Genomic DNA, 23,611 nt, shown 5'->3' on the forward strand with positions numbered 1-23,611 from the left:
ACCGGCCACGCGATATGCCCGGCGTATGTGGAGACCTTGCTTTCCACCGCGAAATGGCGCCCGTAGAACGACCCGTAGAACGAGGTGTGGAGTAGGCCGTGCCTGCCCGTCAGTGCCTGCCCGAGAGGCGGTCCGCCAAGGTGGCGAGGCGGGGGGTTGTGGGGGTGTGGGTGGTGGACTCCTGGTGGTCCGCGGTGCGGTAGGCGGCGTAGAGGGTGTGGACACCGAGCCAGCGCAGGGGTTCCGGTTCCCAGGGGCGGACCTTGTGGTTGACCCAGGGGAGGGTGGTGAGGTCCGTGGGGCCGGACTGGCCGGAGTCCTGCTGGATCAGGTCGCGCAGGGTGCGGGCGGCGAGGTTGGCGGTGGCGACGCCCGAGCCGACGTAGCCGCCGGCCCAGCCGAGGCCGGTGGAGCGGTCGAGGGTGACGGTGGCGCACCAGTCGCGGGGGACGCCGAGGACGCCGGACCAGGCGTGGGCGATGCGGGTGCCGGCGAGGGCGGGGAAGAAGCGGATCAGGATGTCGCGCAGGGCCTCGATGGTGGCGGGCTGGGTGCGGCCGTCGTTGTCGGTGCGTGAGCCGTAGCGGTACGGGATGCCGCGGCCGCCGAGGGCGATGCGGTCGTCGGCGGTGCGCTGGGCGTACATGTAGGCGTGGGCCATGTCGCCGAGGGTTTCGCGGTTGCTCCAGCCGAGTTCGTCCCACAGCTCGGGGGGTAGCGGCTCTGTGGCGATCATGGAGGAGTTCATGGGGAGCCAGGTGCGCTTGTGGCCCTTGAGGTTCGCGGTGAAGCCCTCGGTGCAGCGCAGGACGTAGGGCGCGCGGACCGTGCCGTACGGGGTGACGGCGTGCTTCGGCTTGATCTCGGTGACGGGTGTCGATTCGTGGATCGTGACGCCGAGGGCTTCGACGGCGGCGGCCAGGCCCTTGACCAGTTTCACCGGGTGGATGCGGGCGCCGTGCGGCGTCCAGCTGGAGCCGACCGCGCCGGTGACGCGGATGCGGGCGGCGGTGTCGCGGGCGCCGTAGAGCTCGCGGTCGGTTTCGCCGAAGGCCACCTCGACGGAGTGGAAGTCCTTCAGGCGGGCCAGCTGGGCGGGGGTGTGGGCGACTTCGAGGACGCCGCCCTGGTGGATGTCGGCGTCGATGCCCTCGTCGCCGGCGACCTTGACGACCTCCGCGACGGTGTCGTTCATCGCCCGCTGGAGGCGTACCGCCGCCTCGTGGCCGTGGCGCTTGGCGTAGCGGGCGCGGCCGGCGATGCCGTTGTAGAGCCAGCCGCCGTTGCGGCCGGAGGCGCCGTAGCCGCAGAACCTGCCTTCCAGGACGGTGATGTTGAGGAAGGGGACGGCCTTCTTGAGGTAGTACGCGGTCCACAGGCCGGTGTAGCCGCCGCCGACGATGCAGACGTCTGCCGTGGTGTCGCCGGGGAGTGGTTCCCGGGGGGCCGGCGTGCCCTCCTGTGCGTACCAGAACGATATGCCGCCGTTGACGGTGTCCATGTGGTTCCTTGGGTGCTGCTGTCGGGTGGGTGTGGACGTTACTGGATGGGGGCGTGGCGCGGTGATCGAGGTACCTGCCGAGTTGGCGCGTACGCAGGAGGAGTTCAACGGCGCGGAGGGGCGGGCGTTCGTCGCCGCGCTGCCGGGGCTGGTGGAGCGGTTCCTGGGGGAATGGGGGCTGCGGCAGGCGGGGCCGGTGATGCACGGGCTGGTCGCGCTGGTGGTGCCGGTGGTCACGGCGGCCGGGGCGCGGGCGGCGCTGAAGCTGCAGCTGCTGGACGAGGAGAGCGCGGGCGAGGGCGCCGCGCTGCGGGCGTGGGCCGGGGGCGGGGCCGTACGGCTCCTGGCGGAGGACGCCGCGACCGGCACGCTGTTGCTGGAGTGGCTGCCGCACGGCCGGTCCCTGTCGGCGGTCGGTGACGCGCGGGAGGCGACGGCGGCCCTGGCGGGGGTGCTGGCGCGGCTGGTGGCGACGCCGGCGCCGGCCGGGCTGCGGCGCCTGGGCGACATGGCGGCGGACATGCTCGACGGCGTACCGGAGGCGCTGCGCCGGCTGGCGCGGGCGGAGGACCGGCGGCTGGTGCGGGAGTGCGCGGCGGCGGTGCGGGAGGTGGTGGGGGAGCCGGGGGACCGGCTGCTCCACTGGGACCTGCACTTCGACAACGTGCTGGCGGCGGACCGGGAGCCGTGGCTGGCGATCGACCCGAAGCCGCTGGCCGGTGATCCGGGGTTCGAGCTGCTGCCGGCGCTGTGCAACCGGTTCGAGCCCGGTGAGGTGCGGTGGCGGTTCGACCTGATGACGGAGGTGCTGGGGCTCGACCGGGAGCGGGCCCGGGCGTGGACGCTGGGGCGGGTGCTGGAGGACTCCCTGTGGGAGGTGGAGGACGAGGAGGAGGCGGTCCTGGTCGGGGAGCGGGCGGAGGTGGGCCGGATACTGCTCTCATGATTCGTACTGCTGTGGTCGACGACGTCCCTGTCATTCACGCGATGGTCCGCGAGCTCGCCGCGTACGAGAAGGCGCTCGACGAGGTGCGGGCGAGCGAGGAGCAGCTGCGGGAGGCGTTGTTCGGCGAGCGCCCGGCGGCGTACGCGCACATCGCGGAGACGGAGGACGGCGAGGCCGTCGGCTTCGCGCTGTGGTTCCTCAACTTCTCGACGTGGCGCGGGGTGCACGGGATTTACCTGGAGGACCTGTACGTACGGCCGGAGGCGCGCGGCGGTGGGCACGGCAAGGCGCTGCTGACGGAGCTGGCGCGGATCTGTGTGGCGCGGGGGTACGAGCGGCTGGAGTGGTCGGTGTTGAACTGGAACACGCCGTCGATCGACTTCTACGAGTCGCTGGGCGCGCGGCCGCAGGACGAGTGGACGGTGTACCGGCTGACGGACGAGGCTCTCCACAAGCTGGGTGCGAGCGCGTAGCGCGCCGTCGGCGCCAGGGTGCCACCGGCCGTCAACCGGCGTGTCGACGGCTGGAGTCCAGGAAAGCGGTCGGACGGCCTGCCTGCGTGCACCTCACTGATCCGGGCGCATGGCGGGCCTGGCCCCGGCGGGTGTTAAGGGGACCCCGCCGGGGCCGGCCTCTTCCTGTTGAGTCCTCACGGGAGGAGCCCTCAGGGCACGAGGACGACCTTGCCCGTCGTCGCCCTGGTCTCCAGGGCGCGGTGGGCGGCGGCCGCCTCGGCGAGCGGGAAGCGCTGGACGGCCGGGCGCAGGCGGCCGGCGGCGGCTTCGGCGAGGGAGGCGAGCTCCAGGTTGCGGACGTCGCCGCCCGCCTTCTGGAGCATGGCGGGGCCGAGGACGTTGACGGAGGCGATGCCGCGCTCGGCGAGCTCGTCGTCGGTGTACGTGAGCGGCTCGCCGTCGTGCAGGTTCTCGCCTGCCCAGCCGTAGACGACGTGCCGGCCGCCCTTGCCGAGGAGGTCGACGGCGGCGCGGGCGGTGTCGCCGCCGACGCCGTCGAAGACGATGGTCGCGGGCCGGGCGTCCCCGAGGTGGGCGCGGACGCGGTCCGGCCAGTCGGGGAGCCGGTAGTCGACGGCGAGGTCGGCGCCGTTCGCCTCGACGCGAGCCGTCTTGGCGGGGCCGCCGGCGAGGCCGATGACGGTGGCGCCGGCGTTCTTCGCGTACTGGACGAGGAGCGTGCCGATGCCGCCGGCCGCGGCCGTGACGAGGACGACTTCGTCGGGGCCGAGCTCGGTGAACTGGAGGATGCCCAGGGTGGTGCGGCCCGTGCCGATCATGGCGACCGCCTCGGCCTCGTCGAGGCCCGGCGGTATCGCGTGGAGCCGGGCCGCGTCGACGACGGCGAGCTCGGCGTAGCCGCCGGGCGCGAGGCCCAGGTGCGCGACGACGCGCGTGCCGAGCCAGGCGGGGTCGGTGCCCTCGCCGAGCGCGTCGACGGTTCCGGCGACCTCGCGGCCGGGGATGGTGGGCAACTCGGCGGGGGCGGGGAAGGGGCCCTTCATGCCCTCGCGCAGCGCGGTGTCGAGGAGGTGCACGCCGGCCGCGGCGACGGCGATCCGGACCTGGCCGGGGGCGGGGCGGGGGTCGGGCGTCTGCTCGTAGGTGAGGTTCTCGGCGGGACCGAAGGCGTGGAGGCGGATGGCGTGCACGGGCTCTCTCCCTTGTCGTGGTGAGGTGTCGTGGCGAGGGAGCCCCAGCCTCCGGCCTCAAGTCCGCTTGAGGTCAAGCCCGTCGATCACGTTCCCGTTCAGGCGACGCGCGGGAAGCGCGACTGGAGCGTCCAGATCGCCGGGTTGTCCGCCAGGCCCTCGTGCATGTCCGTCAGGTCCGCGATCAGGTCGTGCAGGAAGTCGCGGGCCTCGCGGCGCAGCACGGCGTGGCCGAAGGTCAGCGGGGGCTCGTCGGCCGGCATCCAGTCGGCCTCGACGTCCACCCAGCCGAAGCGGCGCTCGAAGAGCATGCGGTCGGAGGACTCGGTGAAGTCGAGCTCGGCGTACTGCGGCTTCGCCGAGCGGCTGCCGAGCGGGTCGCGGTCGAGGCGCTCGACGATGTCGCACAGCGCCCACGCGAAGTCGAGCACCGGCACCCATCCCCAGGCTGTGGACACCTCGCGGTCGGTCTCGGTGTCGGCGAGGTACACGTCGCCGCAGAAGAGGTCGTGCCGCAGGGCGTGGACGTCCGCGTGGCGGTAGTCGGTCTGCGGGGGGTCGGGGAAGCGGCGGGAGAGGGAGTAGCCGATGTCGAGCACGTGGTCGATGGTGTCACGCCCACGGGAGCGCCCCCGCATCAGCGCCGGCCGCATCACCGCCGGCCGCCGTCATGGCAGCAGGCGCTGCTCCTTCGCCACCGCCACCGCGCCCGCGCGCGTGTCCACGCCGAGTTTCGCGTAGATGCGGCCCAGGTGCGTCTTGACCGTCGCCTCGCTGATGAAGAGCGCCCGCGCGATCTCCCGGTTGCCGAGGCCCCGGGCCAGCTGGCCCAGGATGTCCAGCTCCCGATGGGTGAGGGAGGGGGCGCGGTGCTGCGGGACGGTGCGGCTCAGGGCCCGGCGGCCCTCCGCCGCGGCGTGGATCGCGGCGAACAGCTCCTCCGGACGCTCCGCCTTCAGCAGGTAGCCGGTGGCGCCCGCGTCGACGGCGCGGGTGACGTCGGCGTCCGTGTCGTACGTCGTGAGGACCAGCACCCGCACCTCGGGCGAGGCGATGCGGCGCGTGGCCTCCACACCGTCGATGCCCTCCCCGAGCTGGAGGTCCATCAGGACGACGTCCGGAGTCAGCTTGGCGGCCATGGCGACCGCCTCCTCGCCGCCGCCCGCCTCGCCGACGACATCGATGCCGGGCGCGCTGGCGAGCAGGGCGCGCAGCCCGGCGCGTACGACGGCGTGGTCGTCGCAGAGCAGAATGCGTACGGCGCTCATCGCGGGGGCTCCAGGGGGATCGAGACCGACAGGACCGTGCCCTCGCCGGGCGCGGATTCGATGGTGAGGGTGCCGCCGAGCTGTTCGGCGCGCGCCCGGATCGCGGGCAGGCCGTGGCCGCGGAGGCCCTTGCGTACGGCGGCGGGGTCGAAACCGCGGCCGTCGTCCGCGATGTCGAGCACGACCTGGTCGTCCAGGTAGGTCAGGGTCAGCGCGGCGGAGGTCGCGCCCGCGTGCTCGCGGACGTTGGCGAGCGCGCCCTGCGCGATGCGCAGCAGCGCGGAGCGCACCCGGTCGGGCAGGGCGGCGATCGGCGTGCCGTCGACGCGGAAGGCGACCGGGAAGCCGGCCGCGTCGCGGGCAGATTCGCGGGTCGCGTCGCGGGCCGAGTCGCCGGCCGAGTCACGGGTCGCGGCGGCGGTCGATTCGCGGGCCGAGTCGCCGGCCGATTCGCGGGTCGCGGCGTCGGTCGCGTCGCCAGCCGGCCCTCCGGCGGACTCGCGTGCCGGTGCACGGGCCGGTGCACGGGCCGATTCGCGGGCCGCGAGGGCGGCGAGCGCGTCCTCCAGGTCCGCGCCGCCCGCGAGGTCGGCGGGCGCCAGGTCGTGGACGAAGCGGCGCGCCTCGGCGAGGTCGCGCTCGGCGATCGCCGCGGCCGTACGCACATGGCGGCGCGCGGTCGCCGGGTCGACGTCCCAGGTGCGGTCGGCGGCCTGGAGCAGCATGCGCAGGCTGGACAGGCCCTGCGCCAGGGTGTCGTGGATCTCCATCGACAGCCGCTGCCGTTCGGCGAGGGTGCCCTCGCGCCGTTCGGTCGCCGCCAGCCGGTCGGCCTGCCGCCGCGTGTGCAGGAACACGGCGGTGGCGATCGCCGCGACGGCGGGCGGCGCGACCAGCACGTTCGGGTCCAGGGCGCCGTCCGACAACCGCAGCTGCGCCGCGACCACGAACGCCGTCAGCAGCACCACCAGCGCGAGCGCGGCGCGCGGCGGCAGCGTGCGCAGCCCGGTGTAGAAGAGCGGCACCGCGCACCACGCGAAGCTCGGCGCCAGCACCACCAGCACCACCCACACGGCGACGACGGTGCCCAGCCAGGCCAGCCGGCGCGGGCTCGGCAGGACGTACAGCACCGCGAGCGCCGCCGAAAGGCCCACCACCCACGGGCCGAGCTCCGCCCACGGGTGGCGCAGCAGGAACCGCACCAGCGAGGCGCCGAGCAGCGCGAAGAACGCGGCGTGCATCACCCGCGCCAGCCTGCGGGCGTCGGCGTCCTGCTCCACGGCACGCTCCTTGTCCATACGACCGTCATACGCCGCCATCCTCACCCGGGCACGGCGGCGCGGCATCAACCGATCGGCTGACCCCGGACCCCCGTCGGCGGCCCCAGGATCGAAGACGTAGCCCTCCCCGAACCGCGTGAACCATACGAGCCGTACGAGCCGTAGAGCCGTGCGAGCCGTGCGAAGGAGTCCCCGTGAAGAAGATGTCGCTGCGCGCCCGCGTCCTGACCGGTGCCGTCGCCGCCGCCGCCCTGTCCGCCGGTACCTTCGGCGCGATATCGGCGAACGCCGCCGCGCCCGCCGCCCCGGCCGCCGCGCCCGCGCAGACGGTCGACGCCTCCGACCACAACCTGCGCACCACGCGGCACCTCACCATCGACGCCGCCACCAAGGCCGCGCAGGCCGCCCTCAAGGCCGCCGAGAAGGAGAACCAGCGCGTCACGGTCGCCGTCGTCGACCGCAACGGCACCACCCTCGTCACCCTGCGCGGCGACGGCGCCGGCCCGCAGTCGTACGACTCCGCCATCCGCAAGGCGTTCACCGCCGTCTCCTGGAACGCCCCGACGTCCGAGCTCGCCAAGCGCCTCCAGAACGCGCCGAACCTCAAGGACATCCCGGGCACCCTCTTCCTCGGCGGCGGCGCCCCGGTCGCGGCCGACGGCGCGCCGATCGCGGGCATCGGCGTGGCGGGCGCGCCCAGCGGCGACCTCGACGAGAAGTACGCCCAGGCGGGCGTCGCCTCGCTGGGCAAGTGACCGCGGGCCGTCCGTAGGATCGGTGCGTGGATCACCGACCCTTACGGAGACGTGTGCGGACCGCCGCCGCCCTGCTGCTCGCCGGAACCCTCACCGCGGGCTGTACGAGCGGCGGCGGCGCGGCCGTGGCGGCCGAGCCCGGCGCCGCCGGCCTGCGCGACCCGTACTTCCCCCGCCTCGGCAACGGCGGCTACGACGTCCGGCACTACGCCCTCACCCTCGACTACGACCCCGCCACCGGCCGCCTCACCGGCACCGCCGACATCACCGCCCGCGCCACCCAGGCCCTCAGCGCCTTCAACCTCGACCTGGCCGGGCTGACGGTGCGGTCCGCCACCGTCGACGGCGAGCCCGCCGCCGTGAGCCGCTCCGGCGAGGAGCTGACCGTCCGGCCCGCGAGCGCCCTCGCCGACGACGCCACCTTCCGTACCGTGATCCGCTACTCCGGCGTCCCGCTCACCTTCACCGACGAGGACGCCGAGGAGGGCTGGCTGAAGTCCTCCGACGGGGCTCTGGCGCTGGGCCAGCCGACCGGCTCCATGACGTGGTTCCCCGGCAACCACCATCCCGGCGACAAGGCCACGTACGCGGTCACCGTCACCGTCCCCGAGGGGTACGAGGCCCTGTCGAACGGCGAGTTGAAGGAGCACCGCACGCGGCGCGGGCGTGCGACGTACGCCTGGCGTTCCGCCGAGCCGATGGCGAGCTACGTCGCGACGGTCGCCGTGGGCCGGTACGAGACCAAGGTCTCGCGCACGCCGTCCGGGCTGCCCGTCCACACCGCCACCAAGGGCTCCGAGGCGGACCCGGAGCTGCTCGCCCGCATCCCCGAGCTGCTGGAGTGGGAGGTGGAGAACTTCGGCCCGTACCCCTTCTCCTCCGTCGGCGCGATCGTGGACCCGACCGTCGACGTGCCGTACGCGCTGGAGACACAGACCCGGCCCTTCTTCGCGGCGGACACCTTCACGGTGGAGTTCGTCGTCCACGAGCTGGCCCACCAGTGGTACGGGAACTCGGTCTCGCCGGAGTCGTGGCGTGACATGTGGCTCAACGAGAGCTTCGCGACGTACGCCGAGTGGCTGTACGCGGAGGACTTCGAGGCCAAGCCCGCGCAGGAGAACTTCGAGGAGGCCTTCGCCGACGCGGCGAACTGGGCCTTCCCGCCCGCCGCTCCGCCGTCGGCGGAGCGGATCTCCGACGCGCCCGTCTACGGCCGGGGCGCGATGGTCCTGCACAAGATCCGCCAGGCCGTCGGCGACGACACCTTCTTCTCGATCCTGAGCGGCTGGCCGGCGGAGCACCGGCACGGCAACGCCTCGACCGCGGACTTCACGCGGTACGTGGAGGGCAGGGCCGGCAAAGACCTGGACGCGGTGTGGGACGTCTGGCTGTACGGCGGTGAACGCCCGGCCCGGCCGTGACGAGGTCCGAGGTCCCCGGGAGGCCCCGCGCGTGGCCTACAGCGCCTTCCGCATGACGACGGAGTCGCGGCCGAGCCGCAGGTCCTTGCGGCGGTCGAGCTCCTCGTACCCGAGCGCCCTCCAGAAGGCGACCGCCTTGGGGTTGTTCTCCAGGACCGCCAGCCTGACGCCCTGGCGGCCCGCCTCCCGGAAGCGCTTCTCGACGATCTCGGCGAGCTCGCGGCCGAAGCCGACGCGGTGGTCGCGGGCGTGGACCATGAGCAGCCCGATCCAGGGGTCCGGGTCGTCGGGGTCGGTGGGGTGGTGCGCCCGGGTCACCGAGACGCCGATGACGTGCCCCGCCGAACGGGCGAGCAGCACCTCGGCGTCCGGGTGCGCCAGTTCCTCGGCGAGCGAGGCGGCGACCTGCTCGGGCCGGATGTCGCCGGGGTCCGGGAAGTCCCCGCTGAGCTGCTGGAACTCCCGGTTCGACGCGTACAGCTCGGTCAGCTCGGTGAGGAGCGGGCCGGGCAGCGAGCCGTCCTCCCGGACCTCCAGCGGTTCGACGATCATGCCGAAACAGTAGGGGGTGTCCGGCGGGTCAGGCTGGATAAGCGAGCGGCGTCATGTGGCGTCGGATCCAAGGCGGAGGAGAGAGCCACTGCGGAGCAGTGGCGACCGACGACAACGCGGGAGACGGCGTCGCATGACGCCGCGAGCCCAGCATGATCCGCCGGACACCCCCTGGGGCCCCGGCGCGGTCTTCGCCGCCGGGGCCGTACCGAAGGGGGCGACGCGTCAGAGGTTGACGCCGAAGTCGCGGGCGATGCCCTCCAGGCCCGAGGCGTACCCCTGGCCGACGGCGCGGAACTTCCACTCGGTGCCGTTGCGGTACAGCTCGCCGAAGACCATGGCGGTCTCGGTGGCGGCGTCCTCGCTCAGGTCGTAGCGCGCGATCTCGGCGCCGCCGGCCTGGTTGACGATGCGGATGTAGGCGTTGCGCACCTGGCCGAAGTTCTGCGAGCGGTTGACCGCGTCGTAGATGGAGACCGGGAAGACGATCTTGTCCACGTCGGCGGGCAGGCCCGCGAGGTTGACGTTGATCTGCTCGTCGTCGCCGCCGCCCTCGCCGGTGCGGTTGTCACCGGTGTGGACGATGGTCTGGTCCGGCGTCGACTTGTTGTTGAAGAAGACGAAGTGGCCGTCGGATACGACCTTGCCGGAGGCGTCGACGCCGATGGCGGAGGCGTCGAGGTCGAAGTCGGTGCCCGTGGTGGTGCGGACGTCCCAGCCGAGGCCCACGGTGACGGCGGTCAGACCCGGCGCCTCCTTGGTCAGCGAGACATTGCCGCCCTTGGACAGGCTTACAGCCATGGAGTCCCCTTCGTAATTCTTGACTGGCGTCGTTCTTGACTGGCGTCACTGCACATAACGCGGGGCGGGGCGCATTGGTTCCTGAAGCGGGAACGCGGGGAAAACGGGGTGACGTGACCGCGCCAGAGAGGCGACCATGGTGGGCATGTCCGGTCCCTATGTCATCCGTGGCTCGGTCTCCCTGCCGGAGGCCGAGCTCATGTGGCGTTTCTCCAGGTCGTCCGGGCCGGGCGGACAGCACGTGAACACCAGCGACTCGCAGGTGGAGCTGCGCTTCGACCTCGCGCGTACGGAGTCGCTCCCGCCGGTCTGGAAGGAGCGGGCGCTCCAGCGGCTCGGCGGGCGCCTGGTGGACGGCGTGGTCAGCGTCCGCGCCTCGGAGCACCGCTCGCAGTGGCGCAACCGCGAGACGGCGGCGGTGCGGCTGGCGTCCCTCCTGGCGGAGGCGACGGCTCCGCCGCCGAAGCCGCGCCGCGCGACGAAGATCCCCCGGGGGATCAACGAGCGCCGCCTGCGGGAGAAGAAGCAGCGCGCCGAGACCAAGCGCGGACGCTCGTCCCGCGACTGGTCGTAGTCACCTCACCGGGCCTCAGCTCAGGTGGCGGTACTTGCCGCGGAAGTACAGCAGGGGCTCGCCCTGCGGGCTGGGGAAGTCGGCGCCGAGCACGCGGCCGATCACCAGGGTGTGGTCGCCCGCCACCACGCGCTGTTCGGTACGGCACTCCAGGGTGGCCAGGGCCCCGCCCACCAGGGGCGCGCCGCTCTCCTCGCCGCGCGTGTACGGGATGTCGGCGAACAGCAGCCGGTCGCTGATGCGGCCCTTCATCGCGAAGCGCCCCGCGACGTGCCGCTGGCTTTCGGCGAGCACCGAGACGCCCCACAGCGGCTGCTCGTCCAGCAGGTCGTCCATGCGGGAGCCGTTGCGCAGGCTGACCATGACCAGCGGCGGGTCCAGCGACACCGACATGAAGGCCGTCGCCGTCATGCCGACGTCCTCGCCCAGCGGGGGCTCGACGGCGGTCACCAGCACCACACCCGCGGCCAGCCGCGACATGGCGGCACGGAACTCGTCGTTGCTCACCCCCTCAGGATGGGGGACGGCGGGGGCTGAAGGCGGGGTCGTCGGGAACACACCCGGAACGCTAACCTTGCCCGCCTACCGGCCGCATCGGCCCAAGGGACCAGCCGGGTCCTAGGACCCCGTGCCGGAAGCGGCCGGGGAGTTGCCGGAAGCAAAGGAACGCCGCGCCGCAGTGCCTCCCACGCGCCCCGACCCCACCGTTTGTGACTTGAGTCACAGAGCCCGGGAATTGTTGACCCTGTGTACCGGGTGCGCAGCTCGCTGTGATTCAGTGGCCGATGAAGTGCAACACGAGCGCCGATGAGAACCCTGGAGTTGCTGTCGAGGTCTCGGGGAGAGCGAGCAATGGAGACCGAGTCGGAGCCGTACGTCCGTCTTGCGACCCTGCGGCAGCTGCATCAGGTCGTCGCCAACCTCAACACGGCCCGCAGTCTGGCCGACACGCTGCAAACCGTCGCCGACGGTGTCATCCAAGGCCTCGGCTACGAGCTGGCCTGCGTCAACCTCGTACGCCCCGACGGTGACCTGGTCGTCGCCGCCTTCGCCGGCAGCGCCGCCGCCGAAGCGCTGATCACCGGCCGGGTCGGCTCGCGCGCCTCCTGGGAGCGCCGCCTGTCCATGGGCGAGGCGTGGGGGGACCTGCGCTTCATCCCGCACACCGAGGGCTGGGTCCTGATAGAGGACGACGTCCCCCAGTGGCACACCGAGGGCCCCGAGCCCCGCTTCGAGGACGAGTGGCACCCCCGCGACCGCCTGTACGCCCCGATGTACGCCTCGGGCAGCGGCCGCGAGCTCCTCGGCGTCATCTCCGTCGACCGGCCCCGCAACGGCCGCCGCCCCGGCCCCTGGGGCCAGGAGGCGCTCCAGATGTACGCCTCGCAGGCCGCGATTGCGATCAGCAACGCCCGACTGAGAGCAAACATGCAGCGGGCGCTGGTCCGCCTGGAGCGCGAGCAGCAGGCCCTGCGGGCCAGTGAAGAGTCGTTCCGCCAGGCCTTCGAGTACGCGCCCTCCGGCATGGCCATCGCCGAGATGGGCGGCGACCAGCACGGCCGGCTGCTGCGCGCCAACGACGCGCTGTGCCGGCTGCTGAACCGTCCCGCCTCCGTCATGCGGCGCTACTCCTTCGCCGACCTCGTCCACCCCGAGGACATCGGCACCCTGCTGCGCACCTCCGCCGAGGGCGGCCGCGCCGAACTGCGCCTCGGGCGCCGCGACGGCACGTACGTCTGGGTGTCCCTGCGGAACTCGGTGGTCGCCGACACCGCCGACGGGCCGCGCTTCCTGCTCACCCACGTCGAGGACATCGAGGAGCGCAAGCGCCACGAGCTCCAGCTCGCCCACCGCGCCTCGCACGACGCGCTGACGGGCCTGCCCAACAGCGCCGAGCTCCGCGCCCGCCTCAGCTCCCGGTTGTGCGCGCGCCCGCAGGCGGTCCGGTCGGCGGCGTCGCCGCCGGACGCGTACGCCCCCGAGAGCGCCGCGTACGAGTTCGACTACGAGTACGAGAACCAGCACCCGCACCCGCCCCAGCAGAACCACGGCCACGGGTTCGACTTCGGTCCCGACGCCGCCGGGGCGTACGACCACCACGTCCACACGGTCGCGCCGCCCGCCGACAACGACGTCGACGACGGTACGAAGGGGCTCGCGGTCCTCTTCTGCGACCTCGACGGCTTCAAGTCGATCAACGACCGGTTCGGGCACCACACCGGTGACGCGGTCCTCATCGAGGTGGCCCGCCGCCTCACCGCCGGCGTCCGGGACGGCGACACCGTCGCCCGGCTCGGCGGCGACGAGTTCGTCGTCCTCGCCGACGGCCTCGGCGCGGCCGACGCCGCCGACCTCGCCGTCCGGCTGCGGAACGCGATCATCCCGCCCATCCGGGTCGACGGCCGCGCGGTCCGGGTGGGGGCGAGTTTCGGCATCGGCTGGGCGGAGTGCGGAATGTCCGTCGAAGAGGTCCTGAACTCCGCTGACCAGCGCATGTACATAGAGAAGCGCTCCCGCTCCAAGGTTCACCGACGGGCTGGGTAGGGGGTCGCCCGTGGATCAGGCCGGATCAGGGAGCGGGGGCAGATGCCCGTGCCAGGCCACGCGAGCCCGGCAAGATCCACGGGGGACCCCCTAGGCCATTCGGGGTAGGCTCGCCCGGGTCGGTGACCGCTGGCGAGCAGGGATGAGGAGTGACCAGGGATGGCTGCCGGTAACAACGGCAACGGCGCGGGCACGCCCGAGGACGACGATCCGTTCGGCTACCTGTACGCGGACGGGCAGGCGGCGGGGGCGCAGGCCCCGCGCCAGGGCGGCTACGGCTATCCCGGTCCCGCGGCGGGCGCGCAGCCCGGTGTGCCGAGAACGTCGTACAACCAGGTCCGCGCGGTCGGCGAGCGCCAGTACGGCGGCTACGGCCACGCCCAGGTCCCGCCGCAGCAGCGTCCCGCGCCGCAGTACGCCGCGCCCGAGACGTACGGCCCGCCGCCCCAGGCGATGCCCCCGCAGGCCCCGCAGCGCGGCGGCCGGGGTGGTGGCCCCAACACCAAGGGCCTGCTGATCGGCGCCATCGCGGTCGTCCTGGTCGTGGTGATCGGCATCACGGTCGCGGTCCTGACCAACACCGGCGACAAGGACAAGGGCGACCAGGCCGGCCCGTCGGCCCCCGCCTCCCAGGCCCAGGAGTCCCCGAGCGGCGAGCCCTCCAAGGGCGGCGAGGACGACAAGCCGCAGGAGCTGCCGAAGCAGGACGCGGCGACGCTGCAGCTGGGCGCGCCCGCCGTGCTGGCCAAGGACGTGAAGGGCGCCGAAGGCACCGAGGGTGCGTACGTGACGGGCTTCAACGCCGTCGGCGCCTCCGTCACCTGGAAGGCGAAGGTCGACAAGGCGGGCGAGTACAAGCTGTACGTGCGCTACGCCATCCCCGCGCAGGACGCCAACGCCACGCTGACCGTCAACGGCAAGGCGAACTCGAACCCCCTCGGTCTGAAGAACTTCATCAGCTCCACGGACCCGAACTGGGAGAAGAACTGGCAGACCACCTGGGCGCCGGTCACCCTCAAGGAGGGCGAGAACGAGCTCAAGATCTCGTGCGAGCAGGGCAACCAGTGCAACGCCATCCTCGACTGGCTCGAGGTCAGGACGCCCTGATCGGCCGGTCCTCGGTCAGCCGAGGACCGTCAGGAAGTGCGCCACCGTCCCCGTCATCGCCTCGCGAGCGGGGACGAGGTATTTCCGGGGGTCGACGGTCGAGGCGCCGGCGTCGGCGTCGGCGTCCAGGAAGGCGCGCACCGCGCCCGTGAAGGCCGTGTTCAGGGCGGTACCGATGTTGATCTTCGTCATGCCGGCGGCGACCGCCGCGCGGAGCTCGGGGTCCGGGACGCCCGAGGAGCCGTGGAGCACCAGGGGGACCGGGACGGCGTCGCGCAGGGCGGCGATGAGGGTGTGGTCGAGGGTCGCCGTGCGCGTGGTCATGGCGTGGGTGGAGCCGACCGCGACGGCCAGGGCGTCGACCCCGGTGTCGGCGACGTAGGCGGCGGCCTCGGCCGGGTCCGTACGCACCCCGGGGGTGTGGGCGTCCAGCGGCGGTTCGCCGTCCTTGCCGCCGATCCTCCCCAGCTCCGCCTCGACCCACATGCCGCGCTCGTGGCCCCAGCGCACCGCCTCGGCGGTGGCCTTGACGTTGTCGCCGTACGGACGTTTCGAGGCGTCGAACATCACCGAGCCGAAGCCCTCGGCGTACGCCGCGTGCAGCAGGTCGCGGGAGACGACGTGGTCGAGGTGGAGGCCGAGCGGGGCGGTGGAGCCGCGGGCGACGGCGGACGCGGCGGCGGCGATGGCGGAGAGGTCGCCGCCGTGGAACCGCACGGCGTTCTCGGAGATCTGGAGGATGGCGGGCGCCCCCGTCCGTTCGGCCCCGGCCGCGATGGCCTCCGCGTGCTCCAGCGTGATGACGTTGAACGCGGCGACCGCGCGCCGCGCCGCCCTGGCCTGGGCGATGAGCTCGCCGGTGGGAACGAGGGGCATCTCGGGGACCTCCGTAGGGCTCCGTTTACGCGGCTGCGACCAGCTCCGTCACCGTGATCCGGTCCAGGAGCTCCTGGTACGTCCGGGGGTCGTACTCGCCGGCGGCCGGGGCCCGCACGGTCGCCGTCGCCAGCGCCACCGCGCGGCGCAGGCGCTCCGGCCAGGCCTCGCCCTCGACCAGCGCGGACAGCAGCCCGGCGACCGCCGAGTCGCCCGCGCCCGTCGGGTTGCCCTTCACCGGCGCGGGCGGCGCCGCCCGCCAGGTGCCGTCGGGGGTCACCGCGAGCAGCCCGTCCGGGCCGAGCGAGGCGGCCACGGCGTGGGCGCCCCGGCGGCGGGCGTCGCGGGTGGCGGGCAGCGGCTCGCGGGCGCCGGTGAGGTGGGCGAGCTCGTCGGCGTTGGGCTTGGCGATGTCGGGGCGGGCGGCGATGCCCCGGCGCAGCGGCTCGCCGCTGGTGTCGAGCAGCACGGGTACGCCGGCGGCGCGGGCGCGGCGGATCAGCTCCGCGTACGCGCCGACGCGCACCCCGGGCGGCAGGCTGCCGCACAGTGCGACGGCGCTCGCCCCGCCGACGAGGGCGTCGTACGAGGAGAGGAACGCCGACCACTCGGCGGGGGAGACGACCGGGCCGGGTTCGTTGAGCTGCGTGGTCTCGCCGGTGGAGGCGTCGACGACGGCGACCGTGCGGCGTGTGGCGCCCGCGATCGGTACGAGTGCGTCGCGCACGCCGGGCAGCGGGGCGAGCAGGCCGCGGACGACCTCGCCGGTGGCGCCGCCGGCGAAGCCGGTGACCACCGTCTCGTGGCCGAGCGAGGCGAGGACGCGGGCGACGTTGAGGCCCTTGCCGCCGGGGCGTTCGATGACGTCGGTGACGCGGTGGGACGACCTCGGCACCAGGGCGCCGACGGTGTAGGTGAGGTCGAGGGCGGTGTTGAGGGTGACGGTGAGGATCATGTGGTGGCGCACCCCCCAGCCCAGTCGTCTTTCGCGTCTTCCGGGCCCTGATCATGCCAAACGCGGGGCGGTTGGCCTAGAGGGTGTCTTGCCGCTCAGGCCGGCGCCCCGCGTCGACACGGGCCGGAATCAGCCCAGCTGGGGCTCGATCACCCAGGCGCCCTTGCGCATCACGCCCTTGAGCGTGAAGTCGGCGTCCAGGACGACCAGGTCCGCGTCCTTGCCCGGCTCCAGCGAGCCGACCCTGTCGTACAGGCCGAGCAGCTTCGCCGGGTTGGCGGAGAGTGCCTGGACGATCGACTCGACGGGCAGTCCGTCGACCGTCGCGGCGCGTCTGAAGGCGGTGTCGAGGGTGAGCGTGGAGCCCGCGATCGAGCCGCCCTCCACCAGTCGGGCCACGCCGTCGCGCACCTCGACCTCCAGCGGGCCGAGGTGGTAGACGCCGTCGCCGAAGCCCGCCGCGTCCATCGCGTCGGTGATGAAGGCGACCCGTGCCGCGCCCGCGTGACGGAACGCCAGCTCCAGCGCCGCCGGGTGCAGGTGCGTGCCGTCGTTGATGAGCTCGACGGTGACCCGCTCGTCCTCCAGCAGCGCGGCGATGGGGCCGGGGGCGCGGTGGCCGAGCGGCGGCATGGCGTTGAACAGGTGCGTGGCGACGGTGGCGCCCGCCTCGATGGCCTCGACGGTCTGCTCGTACGTGGCGTCCGTGTGCCCGATGGCGGCGATGACGCCGTGCTCGGCGAGCAGGCGTACGGAGTCGATGCCGCCGGGCAGTTCGGTGGCGAGGGTGACCATCTTGGCGTGGCCGCGCCCGGCGTCGACGAGCTTGCGCACCTCGGCCGGGTCCGGGTGGCGCAGCAGCCCCTCGCTGTGGGCGCCCTTGCGGCAGGGGGAGATGAAGGGGCCCTCGAAGTGGATGCCGGCGATGTCGCCCTGCTCGGCGAGTTCGGACAGCTCGCCCGCGCGGTGCGCGAGGAAGTCCATGTCGCCGGTGACGGTGGAGGCGACGAGGGTGGTGGTGCCGTGCAGCCGGTGCGTGTGGACGCCCTGGAGGACCTCCTCGACCGTGCCGGAGGTGAAGGACGCGCCGCCGCCGCCGTGGTTGTGCAGGTCGACGAAGCCGGGGACGACCCAGTGCCCGGCGAGGTCCACCGCCGGGACGCCGTCGGGTACGTGGGCGGGCTCGGCGATCCGGCCGTTCTCGACGATCACCCGCCCGCTGTCGACGGTCCCGGTCGGCAGCACCACGCGGGCGCCGGCGAGAACAGTGCGATCGGCCATCAGGCGGGTACCTCCGAGTCAGGGGCGGGGTCCGTGGAGAGCAGATCCCAGGCGAGGAGGCCCGCGCCCAGGCATCCGGCGGTGTCCCCGAGGGCCGCCGGCACGATGGCGGGCAGCTTCTGGAACGTGACCCGCTCCTCGACGGCCGCCCTCAGGGGTGTGAACAACGTTTCCCCGGCCTCGGCGAGACCGCCACCGATGATGAGCGTGCGGGGGTCCAGCAGGGTGAGCACCGTGACCAGCCCGTCGGCGAGCGCGTCGATCGCCTCGCGCCAGACGCGTACGGCCCGCTCGTCGCCCGACTCGACGGCCTTGGCGCAGTCCGCCGCGTCCGCGGCCGGGTCGCCGCAGGCCGCCGCCCAGGCCCGGCTGACGGCGGCGGCCGAGGCGAGGGTCTCCAGGCAGCCGCGCTGGCCGCAGCCGCAGGCGGGGCCGCCGGGGCGGACGACGATGTGGCCGAGCTCGCCGGCGTGGCCGTGGGCGCCGGCCTCGATGGTGCCGCCGATGCCGATGGCGCCCGCGATGCCGGTGCCCAGCGGGACGAAGAGGAACCGGTCGGTGCCCTGGCCCGCCCCGACGCGGCCCTCGGCGAGCCCGCCGGTGCGTACGTCGTGGTCGAGGGCGACGGGCAGCCCGCCGAGCCGTTCGGACAGCAGGGTGCGGAGCGGGACGTCGCGCCAGCCCAGGTTGGCGGCGTAGACGGCGACGCCGCGGTCACGGTCGACGATGCCGGGCACGGCGACACCGGCGGCCACGGCGCCGGTGCCGTACCGCTCGCGGCCGTGGGCGTGCAGGTCCGCGGCGAAGCCGAGGATGGACTCCACGACCGCGTCGGGGCCGCGCTCCCGGCCGGTCGCGCGGCGCTCCTCGTACAGCAGCGCCCCGTCGGCTCCGACCAGGGCGGCCTTCATGCCGGTGCCGCCCACATCGAGGGCGATGACGTGTCGTCTCACGGAGACAGTGTGGCTCGTGAACCCGTGAAAGGTCTAGTCCACTTTCGTGGATTGTTGTCACCGCATACAAAACGCTTTCCGTACGGCCCTGCCCACGGCTACGGGGTCAGGATCACGCTCCGCGTGAGGTTGCGCGGCCGGTCCGGGTCGTACCCCTTCGCCTCCGCCAGCGCCACCGCCAGCCGCTGCGCCCGGATCAGGTCCGCCATCGGATCCGCCGTCGCGTGGGCGTGCAGCGTGCCGCCCACCCGCGCCACCTCGGCCGCCAGGCCCTCCGGCAGCGCGCCGAAGACCCACGCGACCCGCCCCGGACCGGTGATCGCGATGGGGCCGTGGCGGTACTCCATGGCCGGGTACGCCTCCGTCCACGCGCCCGCCGCCTCACGCATCTTCAGCCCCGCCTCCAGCGCCAGCCCGTACGCCCAGCCCCGCCCCAGGAACGTCCACTGCTCGGCCGCGAGCACCGCCTCCGGCAGCGGCTCCGTCACCGCCAGCTCCGCGTCCACCGCCGCCTCGCCGACCGGCTTCACACCCGGTACGTCACCGAGCCCCGCCCGCAGGAACGCCAGCGCCGTCGTCGCGAACCGCGTCTGGACCACCGACTCCTCGTCCGCCCAGTCCAGCACCGCCACCGCGTCCGCCGCCCCCATCACCGGCGTCCTGGGGTCGGCGGTCAGCGCCAGCGTGGCCACCCCGCGCCCGCGCAGCTCGTCCAGCAGCCGCAGCACCTCGGTCGTCGTCCCGGAGCGGGTGATCGCCACGACCCGGTCGTACGCGCGCGAGGACGGGAACTCCGAGGCCGCGAAGGCGTCCGTCTCGCCGTGCCCCGCCACCTCCCGCAGCGCGGCGTACGCGATCGCCATGAACCACGACGTGCCGCACCCGGTCACGGCGACCCGCTCGCCGGGGCGCGGGAGCCCCTCCGCGAACGACGCGGCGGCCTCGGCGGCGCGGCGCCAGCAGGCCGGCTGGGTGGCAATCTCTGCTGCGGTACGGGACATGCGAGGGACTCCTACGGCGTTCGTACGCGTACAGGTCCCTGCCGGTCTAGCAGACCCGAGTTGTGGAAGCGATACCCAGTGGTGTAGACCTCATCCCCTCGGTAGGTGAATGAAGGTGGGACAAGGCTGTGCAGCGACGCCGCTCTCTGGGACTGACCGCGGCGGTGGCCGCACTCGGCATGACGGCGAGCCTGTCCGCCTGCGGGGCGGGTGACTCCGAGGACGTCACCCTCAGGCTGGTCGCCGCCGACTACGGAAGCAACGAGTCCAACACGTCGAAGACGTACTGGGACAACGTTGCCAGGGAGTTCGAGAAGACCCACCCGCACATCAAGATCGATGTGAAGGTGCTGTCCTGGAAGGACGTCGACCGCGAGGTCGCCGAGATGGTGAACCGCGGCGAGGCGCCCGACCTCGCGCAGATCGGCGCGTACGCCGACTACGCCAAGCAGGGCAAGCTCTACAAGGCGGAGGAACTGCTCTCCGTCCCCACCCAGGCCGCCTTCCTGCCGCTGCTGGCCCGCGCCGGCGAGGTCGACCGGGTGCAGTACGGCATGCCGTTCGCCGCCAGCACGCGGCTGCTCTTCTTCAACGAGGGCCTCTTCGACAAGGCCGGCGTCAAGCCGCCGAAGACCTGGGCCGACCTCGCCGCGGCCGCCGCCAAGCTGAAGGACGAGGGCGTGAAGTACCCCTTCGCGCTGCCGCTGGGCTCCGAGGAGGCCCAGGCCGAGACCATGCAGTGGATGCTCAGCGGGGGCGGCGGCTACCGCGACGACAGCGGCGGTTCGTACGAGATCGACTCCGTCGACAACGTCAAGACCTTCACGTGGCTCAAGAACGAGCTCGTCGGCCCCGGCCTGACCGGCCCCGTCGCGCCCGGCAAGCTCGACCGGCAGCAGGCGTTCGACGCCTTCACGCGCGGCGAGGTCGGCATGCTCAACGGGCACCCGACGCTGATGCAGACGGCCGAGAAGGCGGGCGTGAAGGTCGGCACGGTGCCGCTGCCGGGCGCCGACGGCAGGCCCAAGGCGTCGATGGGCGTCGCCGACTGGATGATGGCCTTCAAGCAGAACGGCCACCGGCGGGAGGCCGGCGCGTTCCTGGACTTCGTCTACCAGGACAAGAACGTGCTGGAGTTCTCCGACCGGTACGACATCCTCCCGGTCACCGTCACCGCGAACAGCGCGATGGCCGCCGACCCCGAGCACGCGGACCTGAAGCCGTTCCTGGACACACTGCCGACGTCGGAGCTGTACCCGGTGGGCGAGACGTCGTGGGCGAAGGTCAGCGAGAGCGTCAAGCGCACCATCGGCCAGGCGGTGGCGCCGGACGGGGACCCGGAGGCGGTGCTGCAGGGGATAGCGAAGGTGGCGACGGACGCGGAAGCGGCCGAGTAGCCCGAGTCGCTATGTTCTTCATATGACCGCCGACCTCAGTGCTCGTGATCAGGCCGTCCTGGCCATGGAGCGCCGCTCGTGGCCGGGCCCCGGTGTGAAGGAGCGGGCGATCAGGGAGCAGCTGGGCCTGTCGCCGACGCGCTACTACCAGCTGCTCAACGCGCTCCTCGACGACCCGAGGGCGCTGCGGCACGACCCCGTGACGGTCAACCGGCTGCGGCGGGTGCGGGCGGCGCGGGAGGCCCGGCGGTAGGTGTGTGCACCGGCGCCCGTGGATAGGTTTCCGCTCATGGGCACCGAACAGAACGCATTGCCGCGCCCCACCACCAGCGCCGGCCGCGAGGGCCTCGACTCCTTCCTGGCCCATCCCGAGCGGGCGGTCATCGGCCTCGACTTCGACGGCACCCTCGCCGAGATCGTCGACGACCCCGAGCAGGCGCGCGCCCACCCCGGCGCGGTCGCCGCCCTCGCGGCGCTGGCGCCGCACGTCGCGTCCATCGCCGTGATCACCGGCCGCCCGGCGGGCGTGGCGGTACGGTACGGCGGCTTCGCCGGCGTACCGGGTCTGGAACACCTCGTCGTCCTCGGCCACTACGGCGCCGAGCGCTGGGACGCCGTGACGGGCACGGTCCGCGCGGCCCCGGAGCACCCGGGCGTCGCGGCGGTCCGCGCGGAGCTGCCGGACGTCCTGGACCGCGCGGGCGCGTGGCGCGGCACCTGGACGGAGGAGAAGGGCCGCGCGGTCGCGGTCCACACCCGCCGCGCGGAGGACCCGCAGGCCGCCTTCGACGCCCTCCGCGAGCCCCTCGCCGACCTCGCCACCCGCCACGGCCTGGTCCTGGAGCCCGGCCGCCTGGTCCTGGAGCTGCGGCCCCCGGGCATGGACAAGGGCGTCGCCCTCATGGACCACGTCCGCGCCACCGGCGCCACGACGGTCCTGTACGCCGGCGACGACCTCGGTGACCTCCCCGCCTTCGCGGCCGTCGAGAAACTCCGCTCCGACGGCACCCCGGGCCTCCTCATCTGCAGCGCCAGCGCCGAGGTCCCCGACCTCGCCACCCGCGCGGACCTGGCGGTCCCGGGCCCGTCGGCGGTGGTGGACCTCCTGCAGTCGCTGGCCCGCCGGGTGGGTTAGCCCCCACCCCTCCCCCCACGTCCCTGGCGGGCGTGGGGGTGGGTTAGCCCCCACCCCTCCCCCCACGTCCCTGGCGGGCGTGGGGGTGGGGGAAGAGCCCCTTAACCCAGCTCCCGCAGCGCCTGCAGCTGGTCCAGGAACCACTGGTGGGGCGGGAGCGCCGTCGCCGCGGAGGCGAGGCGCTTCGTGCGTTCGTCGCGTTCCGCCGTCGGCATCGTCAGGGCCTCGTGGAGCGCCTCGGCGGTGCCGGTCACGTCGTAGGGGTTCACGGTGATCGCCTCGTCGCGCAGCTCCTCGTACGCGCCCGCCTCCCGCGACAGCACCAGCGCGCAGCCATGGTCGGAGACGACGGGGACCTCCTTGGCGACGAGGTTCATGCCGTCGCGGATGGGGTTGACGAGGGCCACGTCCGCGAGGCGGTAGGCGGCCAGCGAGCGGGCGAAGTCGTCCTCGACGTGGAGGATCACGGGGGTCCAGCCGTCGCGGCCGTACTCCGCGTTGATCTCGTCCGCCAGCTGCGACACCCGCGCCGTGTACTCGCGGTACACGGGCAGGTCCTGCCGGGAGGGGTAGGCGAAGGCGAGGTGGACCACCTGCTCGTGCCACTCCGGGCGCTGTTCCAGGAGGGCGCGGTACGCCAGCAGGCCGCGCACGATGTTCTTGGAGAGCTCCGTGCGGTCCACGCGGACGATCACGCGCCGGTCCGCCCCGCCGATCTGCTCCCGCAGCGCCGCCATCCGGTCGTCCACGTCCGCCCGCCGCGACCGCTCGCGCAGGAAGTCCGCGTCCGCGCCCAGGCCGTGCACGCCCAGGTACGTCCGCCGCCGCTGATGGCCCGGGATGCGGTACTCGAAGCTCGGCTCCTGGTCCCGGGGCCAGTACGCCATCCCGTCGTAGTGCCCGAGCACCGCCTGGCAGCAGTCCTGGAAGGCGCGCCGCCACCGCGAGGTGAGGAAGCCGAGGCGGTCCGCGCCCAGCATGCCGAGCAGCAGCTCCTCGGCGATGTCGTCCGGCAGCATCCGGAAGTACTCCGGCGGCGCCCACGGCGTGTGGGAGAAGTGCCCGATCCGCAGGTCGGGGCGGAGCTCGCGCAGCATGCCGGGGGCGAGCGCCAGGTGGTAGTCCTGGATGATCACCGTCGCGTCCCGGTCCGCCTCCGCCGCCAGCGCCGCCGCGAAGGCCCGGTTGTACAGCCGGTACGCGTCCCACTGGCGCCGGAACTCCGCGTCGTACACGGGCTCCAGCGGCGTCTGGTACAGCATGTGGTGCACGAACCACAGCACCGAGTTCGCGATGCCGTTGTACGCCGCCGAGTGCGTCGCCGCGTCGATGTCGAGCATCCGCACACCGGGCTCGGAGATCCCGCGCCGCACCGCCTCCCGGTCGCCGTCGCTCAGCGCCGCGCACACCCACAGCGCCCCCGCGTCCGGCCCGATCGCGGACAGGCCCGAGACCAGCCCGCCCCCGCCTCGCCGGGCGTCGAGCGTGCCGTCCGCACGCGGCACGTAGCTGACCGGACCTCTGTTCGAAGCAACGAGAATCTGGGGCGCCATGGAGACGAACCTAGCCCGTAGCCGAAACGCTCAAACGTACGCCCG

At 73.4% G+C, this 23,611-nt stretch carries 24 protein-coding genes; 10 read left to right on the forward strand and 14 right to left on the reverse strand.

What is annotated here, in order from left to right:
* Positions 1-109: 109 nt before the first annotated feature.
* On the reverse strand, positions 110-1,501 hold the full coding sequence (locus tag AB0A69_RS08965) for an FAD-dependent oxidoreductase (RefSeq protein WP_361417200.1): 1,392 nt from the start codon (positions 1,499-1,501) through the stop codon (positions 110-112).
* Positions 1,502-1,562: 61 nt separating this feature from the next.
* On the opposite strand from AB0A69_RS08965, the gene AB0A69_RS08970 reads away from it, so the two are divergent.
* Together AB0A69_RS08970 and AB0A69_RS08975 are read left to right on the forward strand one after the other, a co-directional pair.
* Positions 1,563-2,447: an aminoglycoside phosphotransferase family protein gene (locus AB0A69_RS08970; protein ID WP_361417203.1), complete on the forward strand. Its 885-nt coding sequence runs from the start codon at positions 1,563-1,565 to the stop codon at positions 2,445-2,447.
* A complete protein-coding gene (locus AB0A69_RS08975) occupies positions 2,444-2,920 on the forward strand; it encodes a GNAT family N-acetyltransferase (protein ID WP_361417206.1) in 477 nt (158 codons plus the stop codon). Before AB0A69_RS08970 ends, AB0A69_RS08975 begins: the two co-directional genes overlap by 4 nt.
* Positions 2,921-3,111: 191 nt before the next feature.
* Here AB0A69_RS08975 and AB0A69_RS08980 read toward each other — a convergent pair whose 3' ends face one another.
* From AB0A69_RS08980 to AB0A69_RS08995, 4 genes are all read right to left on the reverse strand, one after another.
* Positions 3,112-4,113 carry a zinc-binding dehydrogenase gene (locus AB0A69_RS08980; protein WP_361417210.1) on the reverse strand — a complete coding sequence of 334 codons (1,002 nt, stop codon included), beginning with the start codon at positions 4,111-4,113 and terminating at the stop codon, positions 3,112-3,114.
* Positions 4,114-4,211: 98 nt separating this feature from the next.
* Positions 4,212-4,712, reverse strand: coding sequence for a hypothetical protein (locus tag AB0A69_RS08985; protein WP_361417213.1), 501 nt, complete (start codon positions 4,710-4,712; stop codon positions 4,212-4,214).
* A 69-nt stretch (positions 4,713-4,781) separates the two neighbouring features.
* The gene (locus AB0A69_RS08990; RefSeq protein ID WP_361417216.1) at positions 4,782-5,381 is read right to left on the reverse strand and encodes a response regulator transcription factor; all 600 of its coding nucleotides are present in this window, start codon (positions 5,379-5,381) and stop codon (positions 4,782-4,784) included.
* Positions 5,378-6,679 carry a sensor histidine kinase gene (locus tag AB0A69_RS08995; protein ID WP_361417219.1) on the reverse strand — a complete coding sequence of 434 codons (1,302 nt, stop codon included), beginning with the start codon at positions 6,677-6,679 and terminating at the stop codon, positions 5,378-5,380. Before AB0A69_RS08995 ends, AB0A69_RS08990 begins: the two co-directional genes overlap by 4 nt.
* 176 nt (positions 6,680-6,855) lie before the next feature.
* On the opposite strand from AB0A69_RS08995, the gene AB0A69_RS09000 reads away from it, so the two are divergent.
* On the forward strand, positions 6,856-7,416 hold the full coding sequence (locus AB0A69_RS09000) for a heme-binding protein (RefSeq protein ID WP_361417222.1): 561 nt from the start codon (positions 6,856-6,858) through the stop codon (positions 7,414-7,416).
* Positions 7,417-7,541: 125 nt separating this feature from the next.
* Complete coding sequence (locus AB0A69_RS09005; RefSeq protein WP_361418399.1) at positions 7,542-8,837, forward strand: M1 family metallopeptidase; 1,296 nt, start codon at positions 7,542-7,544, stop codon at positions 8,835-8,837.
* A 36-nt stretch (positions 8,838-8,873) separates the two neighbouring features.
* On the opposite strand, the gene AB0A69_RS09010 is transcribed toward AB0A69_RS09005, so the two are convergent.
* Together AB0A69_RS09010 and AB0A69_RS09015 are read right to left on the reverse strand one after the other, a co-directional pair.
* Complete coding sequence (locus AB0A69_RS09010) at positions 8,874-9,389, reverse strand: GNAT family N-acetyltransferase (protein WP_361417225.1); 516 nt, start codon at positions 9,387-9,389, stop codon at positions 8,874-8,876.
* A 225-nt stretch (positions 9,390-9,614) separates the two neighbouring features.
* Positions 9,615-10,190 (reverse strand): TerD family protein, encoded by a 576-nt coding sequence (locus AB0A69_RS09015; protein ID WP_361417228.1) that lies wholly within the window; start codon positions 10,188-10,190, stop codon positions 9,615-9,617.
* Between the two features lie 136 nt (positions 10,191-10,326).
* Between AB0A69_RS09015 and arfB the strand changes: the two genes are divergently transcribed.
* Positions 10,327-10,764, forward strand: coding sequence for an alternative ribosome rescue aminoacyl-tRNA hydrolase ArfB (arfB, locus tag AB0A69_RS09020; RefSeq protein WP_361417231.1), 438 nt, complete (start codon positions 10,327-10,329; stop codon positions 10,762-10,764).
* Between the two features lie 15 nt (positions 10,765-10,779).
* Here arfB and AB0A69_RS09025 read toward each other — a convergent pair whose 3' ends face one another.
* On the reverse strand, positions 10,780-11,244 hold the full coding sequence (locus AB0A69_RS09025; protein ID WP_361418402.1) for a flavin reductase family protein: 465 nt from the start codon (positions 11,242-11,244) through the stop codon (positions 10,780-10,782).
* Between the two features lie 372 nt (positions 11,245-11,616).
* Between AB0A69_RS09025 and cdgB the strand changes: the two genes are divergently transcribed.
* The gene (gene cdgB, locus AB0A69_RS09030; RefSeq protein WP_361417234.1) at positions 11,617-13,308 is read left to right on the forward strand and encodes a diguanylate cyclase CdgB; all 1,692 of its coding nucleotides are present in this window, start codon (positions 11,617-11,619) and stop codon (positions 13,306-13,308) included.
* A gap of 159 nt (positions 13,309-13,467) precedes the next feature.
* A complete protein-coding gene (locus AB0A69_RS09035; RefSeq protein ID WP_361417237.1) occupies positions 13,468-14,415 on the forward strand; it encodes a CBM35 domain-containing protein in 948 nt (315 codons plus the stop codon).
* 15 nt (positions 14,416-14,430) lie between these two features.
* On the opposite strand, the gene AB0A69_RS09040 is transcribed toward AB0A69_RS09035, so the two are convergent.
* The 5 genes from AB0A69_RS09040 to AB0A69_RS09060 all read right to left on the reverse strand — a co-directional run bounded on the left by AB0A69_RS09040 (position 14,431) and on the right by AB0A69_RS09060 (position 19,481).
* Positions 14,431-15,291: a class II fructose-bisphosphate aldolase gene (locus AB0A69_RS09040; protein WP_361417240.1), complete on the reverse strand. Its 861-nt coding sequence runs from the start codon at positions 15,289-15,291 to the stop codon at positions 14,431-14,433.
* A 25-nt stretch (positions 15,292-15,316) separates the two neighbouring features.
* Positions 15,317-16,246 (reverse strand): 1-phosphofructokinase family hexose kinase, encoded by a 930-nt coding sequence (locus AB0A69_RS09045; protein WP_361417243.1) that lies wholly within the window; start codon positions 16,244-16,246, stop codon positions 15,317-15,319.
* 129 nt (positions 16,247-16,375) lie between these two features.
* The gene (nagA, locus tag AB0A69_RS09050) at positions 16,376-17,527 is read right to left on the reverse strand and encodes an N-acetylglucosamine-6-phosphate deacetylase (protein ID WP_361417246.1); all 1,152 of its coding nucleotides are present in this window, start codon (positions 17,525-17,527) and stop codon (positions 16,376-16,378) included.
* Positions 17,527-18,438, reverse strand: a complete 912-nt coding sequence (locus AB0A69_RS09055; RefSeq protein WP_361418405.1) for an ROK family protein — start codon at positions 18,436-18,438, stop codon at positions 17,527-17,529. The genes nagA and AB0A69_RS09055 overlap by 1 nt, the downstream gene beginning before the upstream one ends.
* A gap of 140 nt (positions 18,439-18,578) precedes the next feature.
* On the reverse strand, positions 18,579-19,481 hold the full coding sequence (locus AB0A69_RS09060; protein ID WP_361417249.1) for an SIS domain-containing protein: 903 nt from the start codon (positions 19,479-19,481) through the stop codon (positions 18,579-18,581).
* A 179-nt stretch (positions 19,482-19,660) separates the two neighbouring features.
* On the opposite strand from AB0A69_RS09060, the gene AB0A69_RS09065 reads away from it, so the two are divergent.
* From AB0A69_RS09065 to otsB, 3 genes are read left to right on the forward strand one after another with little or no spacing between them, the layout of a single operon-like run.
* The gene (locus AB0A69_RS09065) at positions 19,661-20,878 is read left to right on the forward strand and encodes an extracellular solute-binding protein (protein WP_361418408.1); all 1,218 of its coding nucleotides are present in this window, start codon (positions 19,661-19,663) and stop codon (positions 20,876-20,878) included.
* Between the two features lie 22 nt (positions 20,879-20,900).
* Positions 20,901-21,131 carry a DUF3263 domain-containing protein gene (locus AB0A69_RS09070; protein WP_361417252.1) on the forward strand — a complete coding sequence of 77 codons (231 nt, stop codon included), beginning with the start codon at positions 20,901-20,903 and terminating at the stop codon, positions 21,129-21,131.
* A gap of 36 nt (positions 21,132-21,167) precedes the next feature.
* Positions 21,168-22,013: a trehalose-phosphatase gene (gene otsB / locus AB0A69_RS09075; RefSeq protein WP_361417255.1), complete on the forward strand. Its 846-nt coding sequence runs from the start codon at positions 21,168-21,170 to the stop codon at positions 22,011-22,013.
* Between the two features lie 101 nt (positions 22,014-22,114).
* Here otsB and AB0A69_RS09080 read toward each other — a convergent pair whose 3' ends face one another.
* Positions 22,115-23,566: a trehalose-6-phosphate synthase gene (locus AB0A69_RS09080; protein WP_361417258.1), complete on the reverse strand. Its 1,452-nt coding sequence runs from the start codon at positions 23,564-23,566 to the stop codon at positions 22,115-22,117.
* Between the last annotated feature and the right edge of the window lie 45 nt (positions 23,567-23,611).

It is taken from the genome of Streptomyces sp. NPDC045431, from assembly GCF_040646655.1.
Taxonomy (GTDB): Bacteria; Actinomycetota; Actinomycetes; order Streptomycetales; family Streptomycetaceae; genus Streptomyces.

What these genes read in the sequence shown, in the direction of transcription:
- arfB (WP_361417231.1), top strand. Translation starts at nt 10,327, where the DNA reads ATGGTGGGCATGTCCGGTCCCTATGTCATCCGTGGCTCGGTCTCCCTG.
- AB0A69_RS09065 (WP_361418408.1), top strand. Translation starts at nt 19,661, where the DNA reads ATGACGGCGAGCCTGTCCGCCTGCGGGGCGGGTGACTCCGAGGACGTC.
- AB0A69_RS09025 (WP_361418402.1), bottom strand. Translation starts at nt 11,244, where the DNA reads ATGTCGCGGCTGGCCGCGGGTGTGGTGCTGGTGACCGCCGTCGAGCCC.
- nagA (WP_361417246.1), bottom strand. Translation starts at nt 17,527, where the DNA reads ATGGCCGATCGCACTGTTCTCGCCGGCGCCCGCGTGGTGCTGCCGACC.
- AB0A69_RS08995 (WP_361417219.1), bottom strand. Translation starts at nt 6,679, where the DNA reads ATGGACAAGGAGCGTGCCGTGGAGCAGGACGCCGACGCCCGCAGGCTG.
- AB0A69_RS08975 (WP_361417206.1), top strand. Translation starts at nt 2,444, where the DNA reads ATGATTCGTACTGCTGTGGTCGACGACGTCCCTGTCATTCACGCGATG.
- AB0A69_RS09015 (WP_361417228.1), bottom strand. Translation starts at nt 10,190, where the DNA reads ATGGCTGTAAGCCTGTCCAAGGGCGGCAATGTCTCGCTGACCAAGGAG.
- AB0A69_RS09080 (WP_361417258.1), bottom strand. Translation starts at nt 23,566, where the DNA reads ATGGCGCCCCAGATTCTCGTTGCTTCGAACAGAGGTCCGGTCAGCTAC.
- AB0A69_RS09060 (WP_361417249.1), bottom strand. Translation starts at nt 19,481, where the DNA reads ATGTCCCGTACCGCAGCAGAGATTGCCACCCAGCCGGCCTGCTGGCGC.
- AB0A69_RS08990 (WP_361417216.1), bottom strand. Translation starts at nt 5,381, where the DNA reads ATGAGCGCCGTACGCATTCTGCTCTGCGACGACCACGCCGTCGTACGC.
- AB0A69_RS09010 (WP_361417225.1), bottom strand. Translation starts at nt 9,389, where the DNA reads ATGATCGTCGAACCGCTGGAGGTCCGGGAGGACGGCTCGCTGCCCGGC.
- otsB (WP_361417255.1), top strand. Translation starts at nt 21,168, where the DNA reads ATGGGCACCGAACAGAACGCATTGCCGCGCCCCACCACCAGCGCCGGC.
- cdgB (WP_361417234.1), top strand. Translation starts at nt 11,617, where the DNA reads ATGGAGACCGAGTCGGAGCCGTACGTCCGTCTTGCGACCCTGCGGCAG.
- AB0A69_RS09040 (WP_361417240.1), bottom strand. Translation starts at nt 15,291, where the DNA reads ATGCCCCTCGTTCCCACCGGCGAGCTCATCGCCCAGGCCAGGGCGGCG.
- AB0A69_RS08965 (WP_361417200.1), bottom strand. Translation starts at nt 1,501, where the DNA reads ATGGACACCGTCAACGGCGGCATATCGTTCTGGTACGCACAGGAGGGC.
- AB0A69_RS09070 (WP_361417252.1), top strand. Translation starts at nt 20,901, where the DNA reads ATGACCGCCGACCTCAGTGCTCGTGATCAGGCCGTCCTGGCCATGGAG.
- AB0A69_RS09045 (WP_361417243.1), bottom strand. Translation starts at nt 16,246, where the DNA reads ATGATCCTCACCGTCACCCTCAACACCGCCCTCGACCTCACCTACACC.
- AB0A69_RS09035 (WP_361417237.1), top strand. Translation starts at nt 13,468, where the DNA reads ATGGCTGCCGGTAACAACGGCAACGGCGCGGGCACGCCCGAGGACGAC.
- AB0A69_RS09055 (WP_361418405.1), bottom strand. Translation starts at nt 18,438, where the DNA reads ATGAAGGCCGCCCTGGTCGGAGCCGACGGGGCGCTGCTGTACGAGGAG.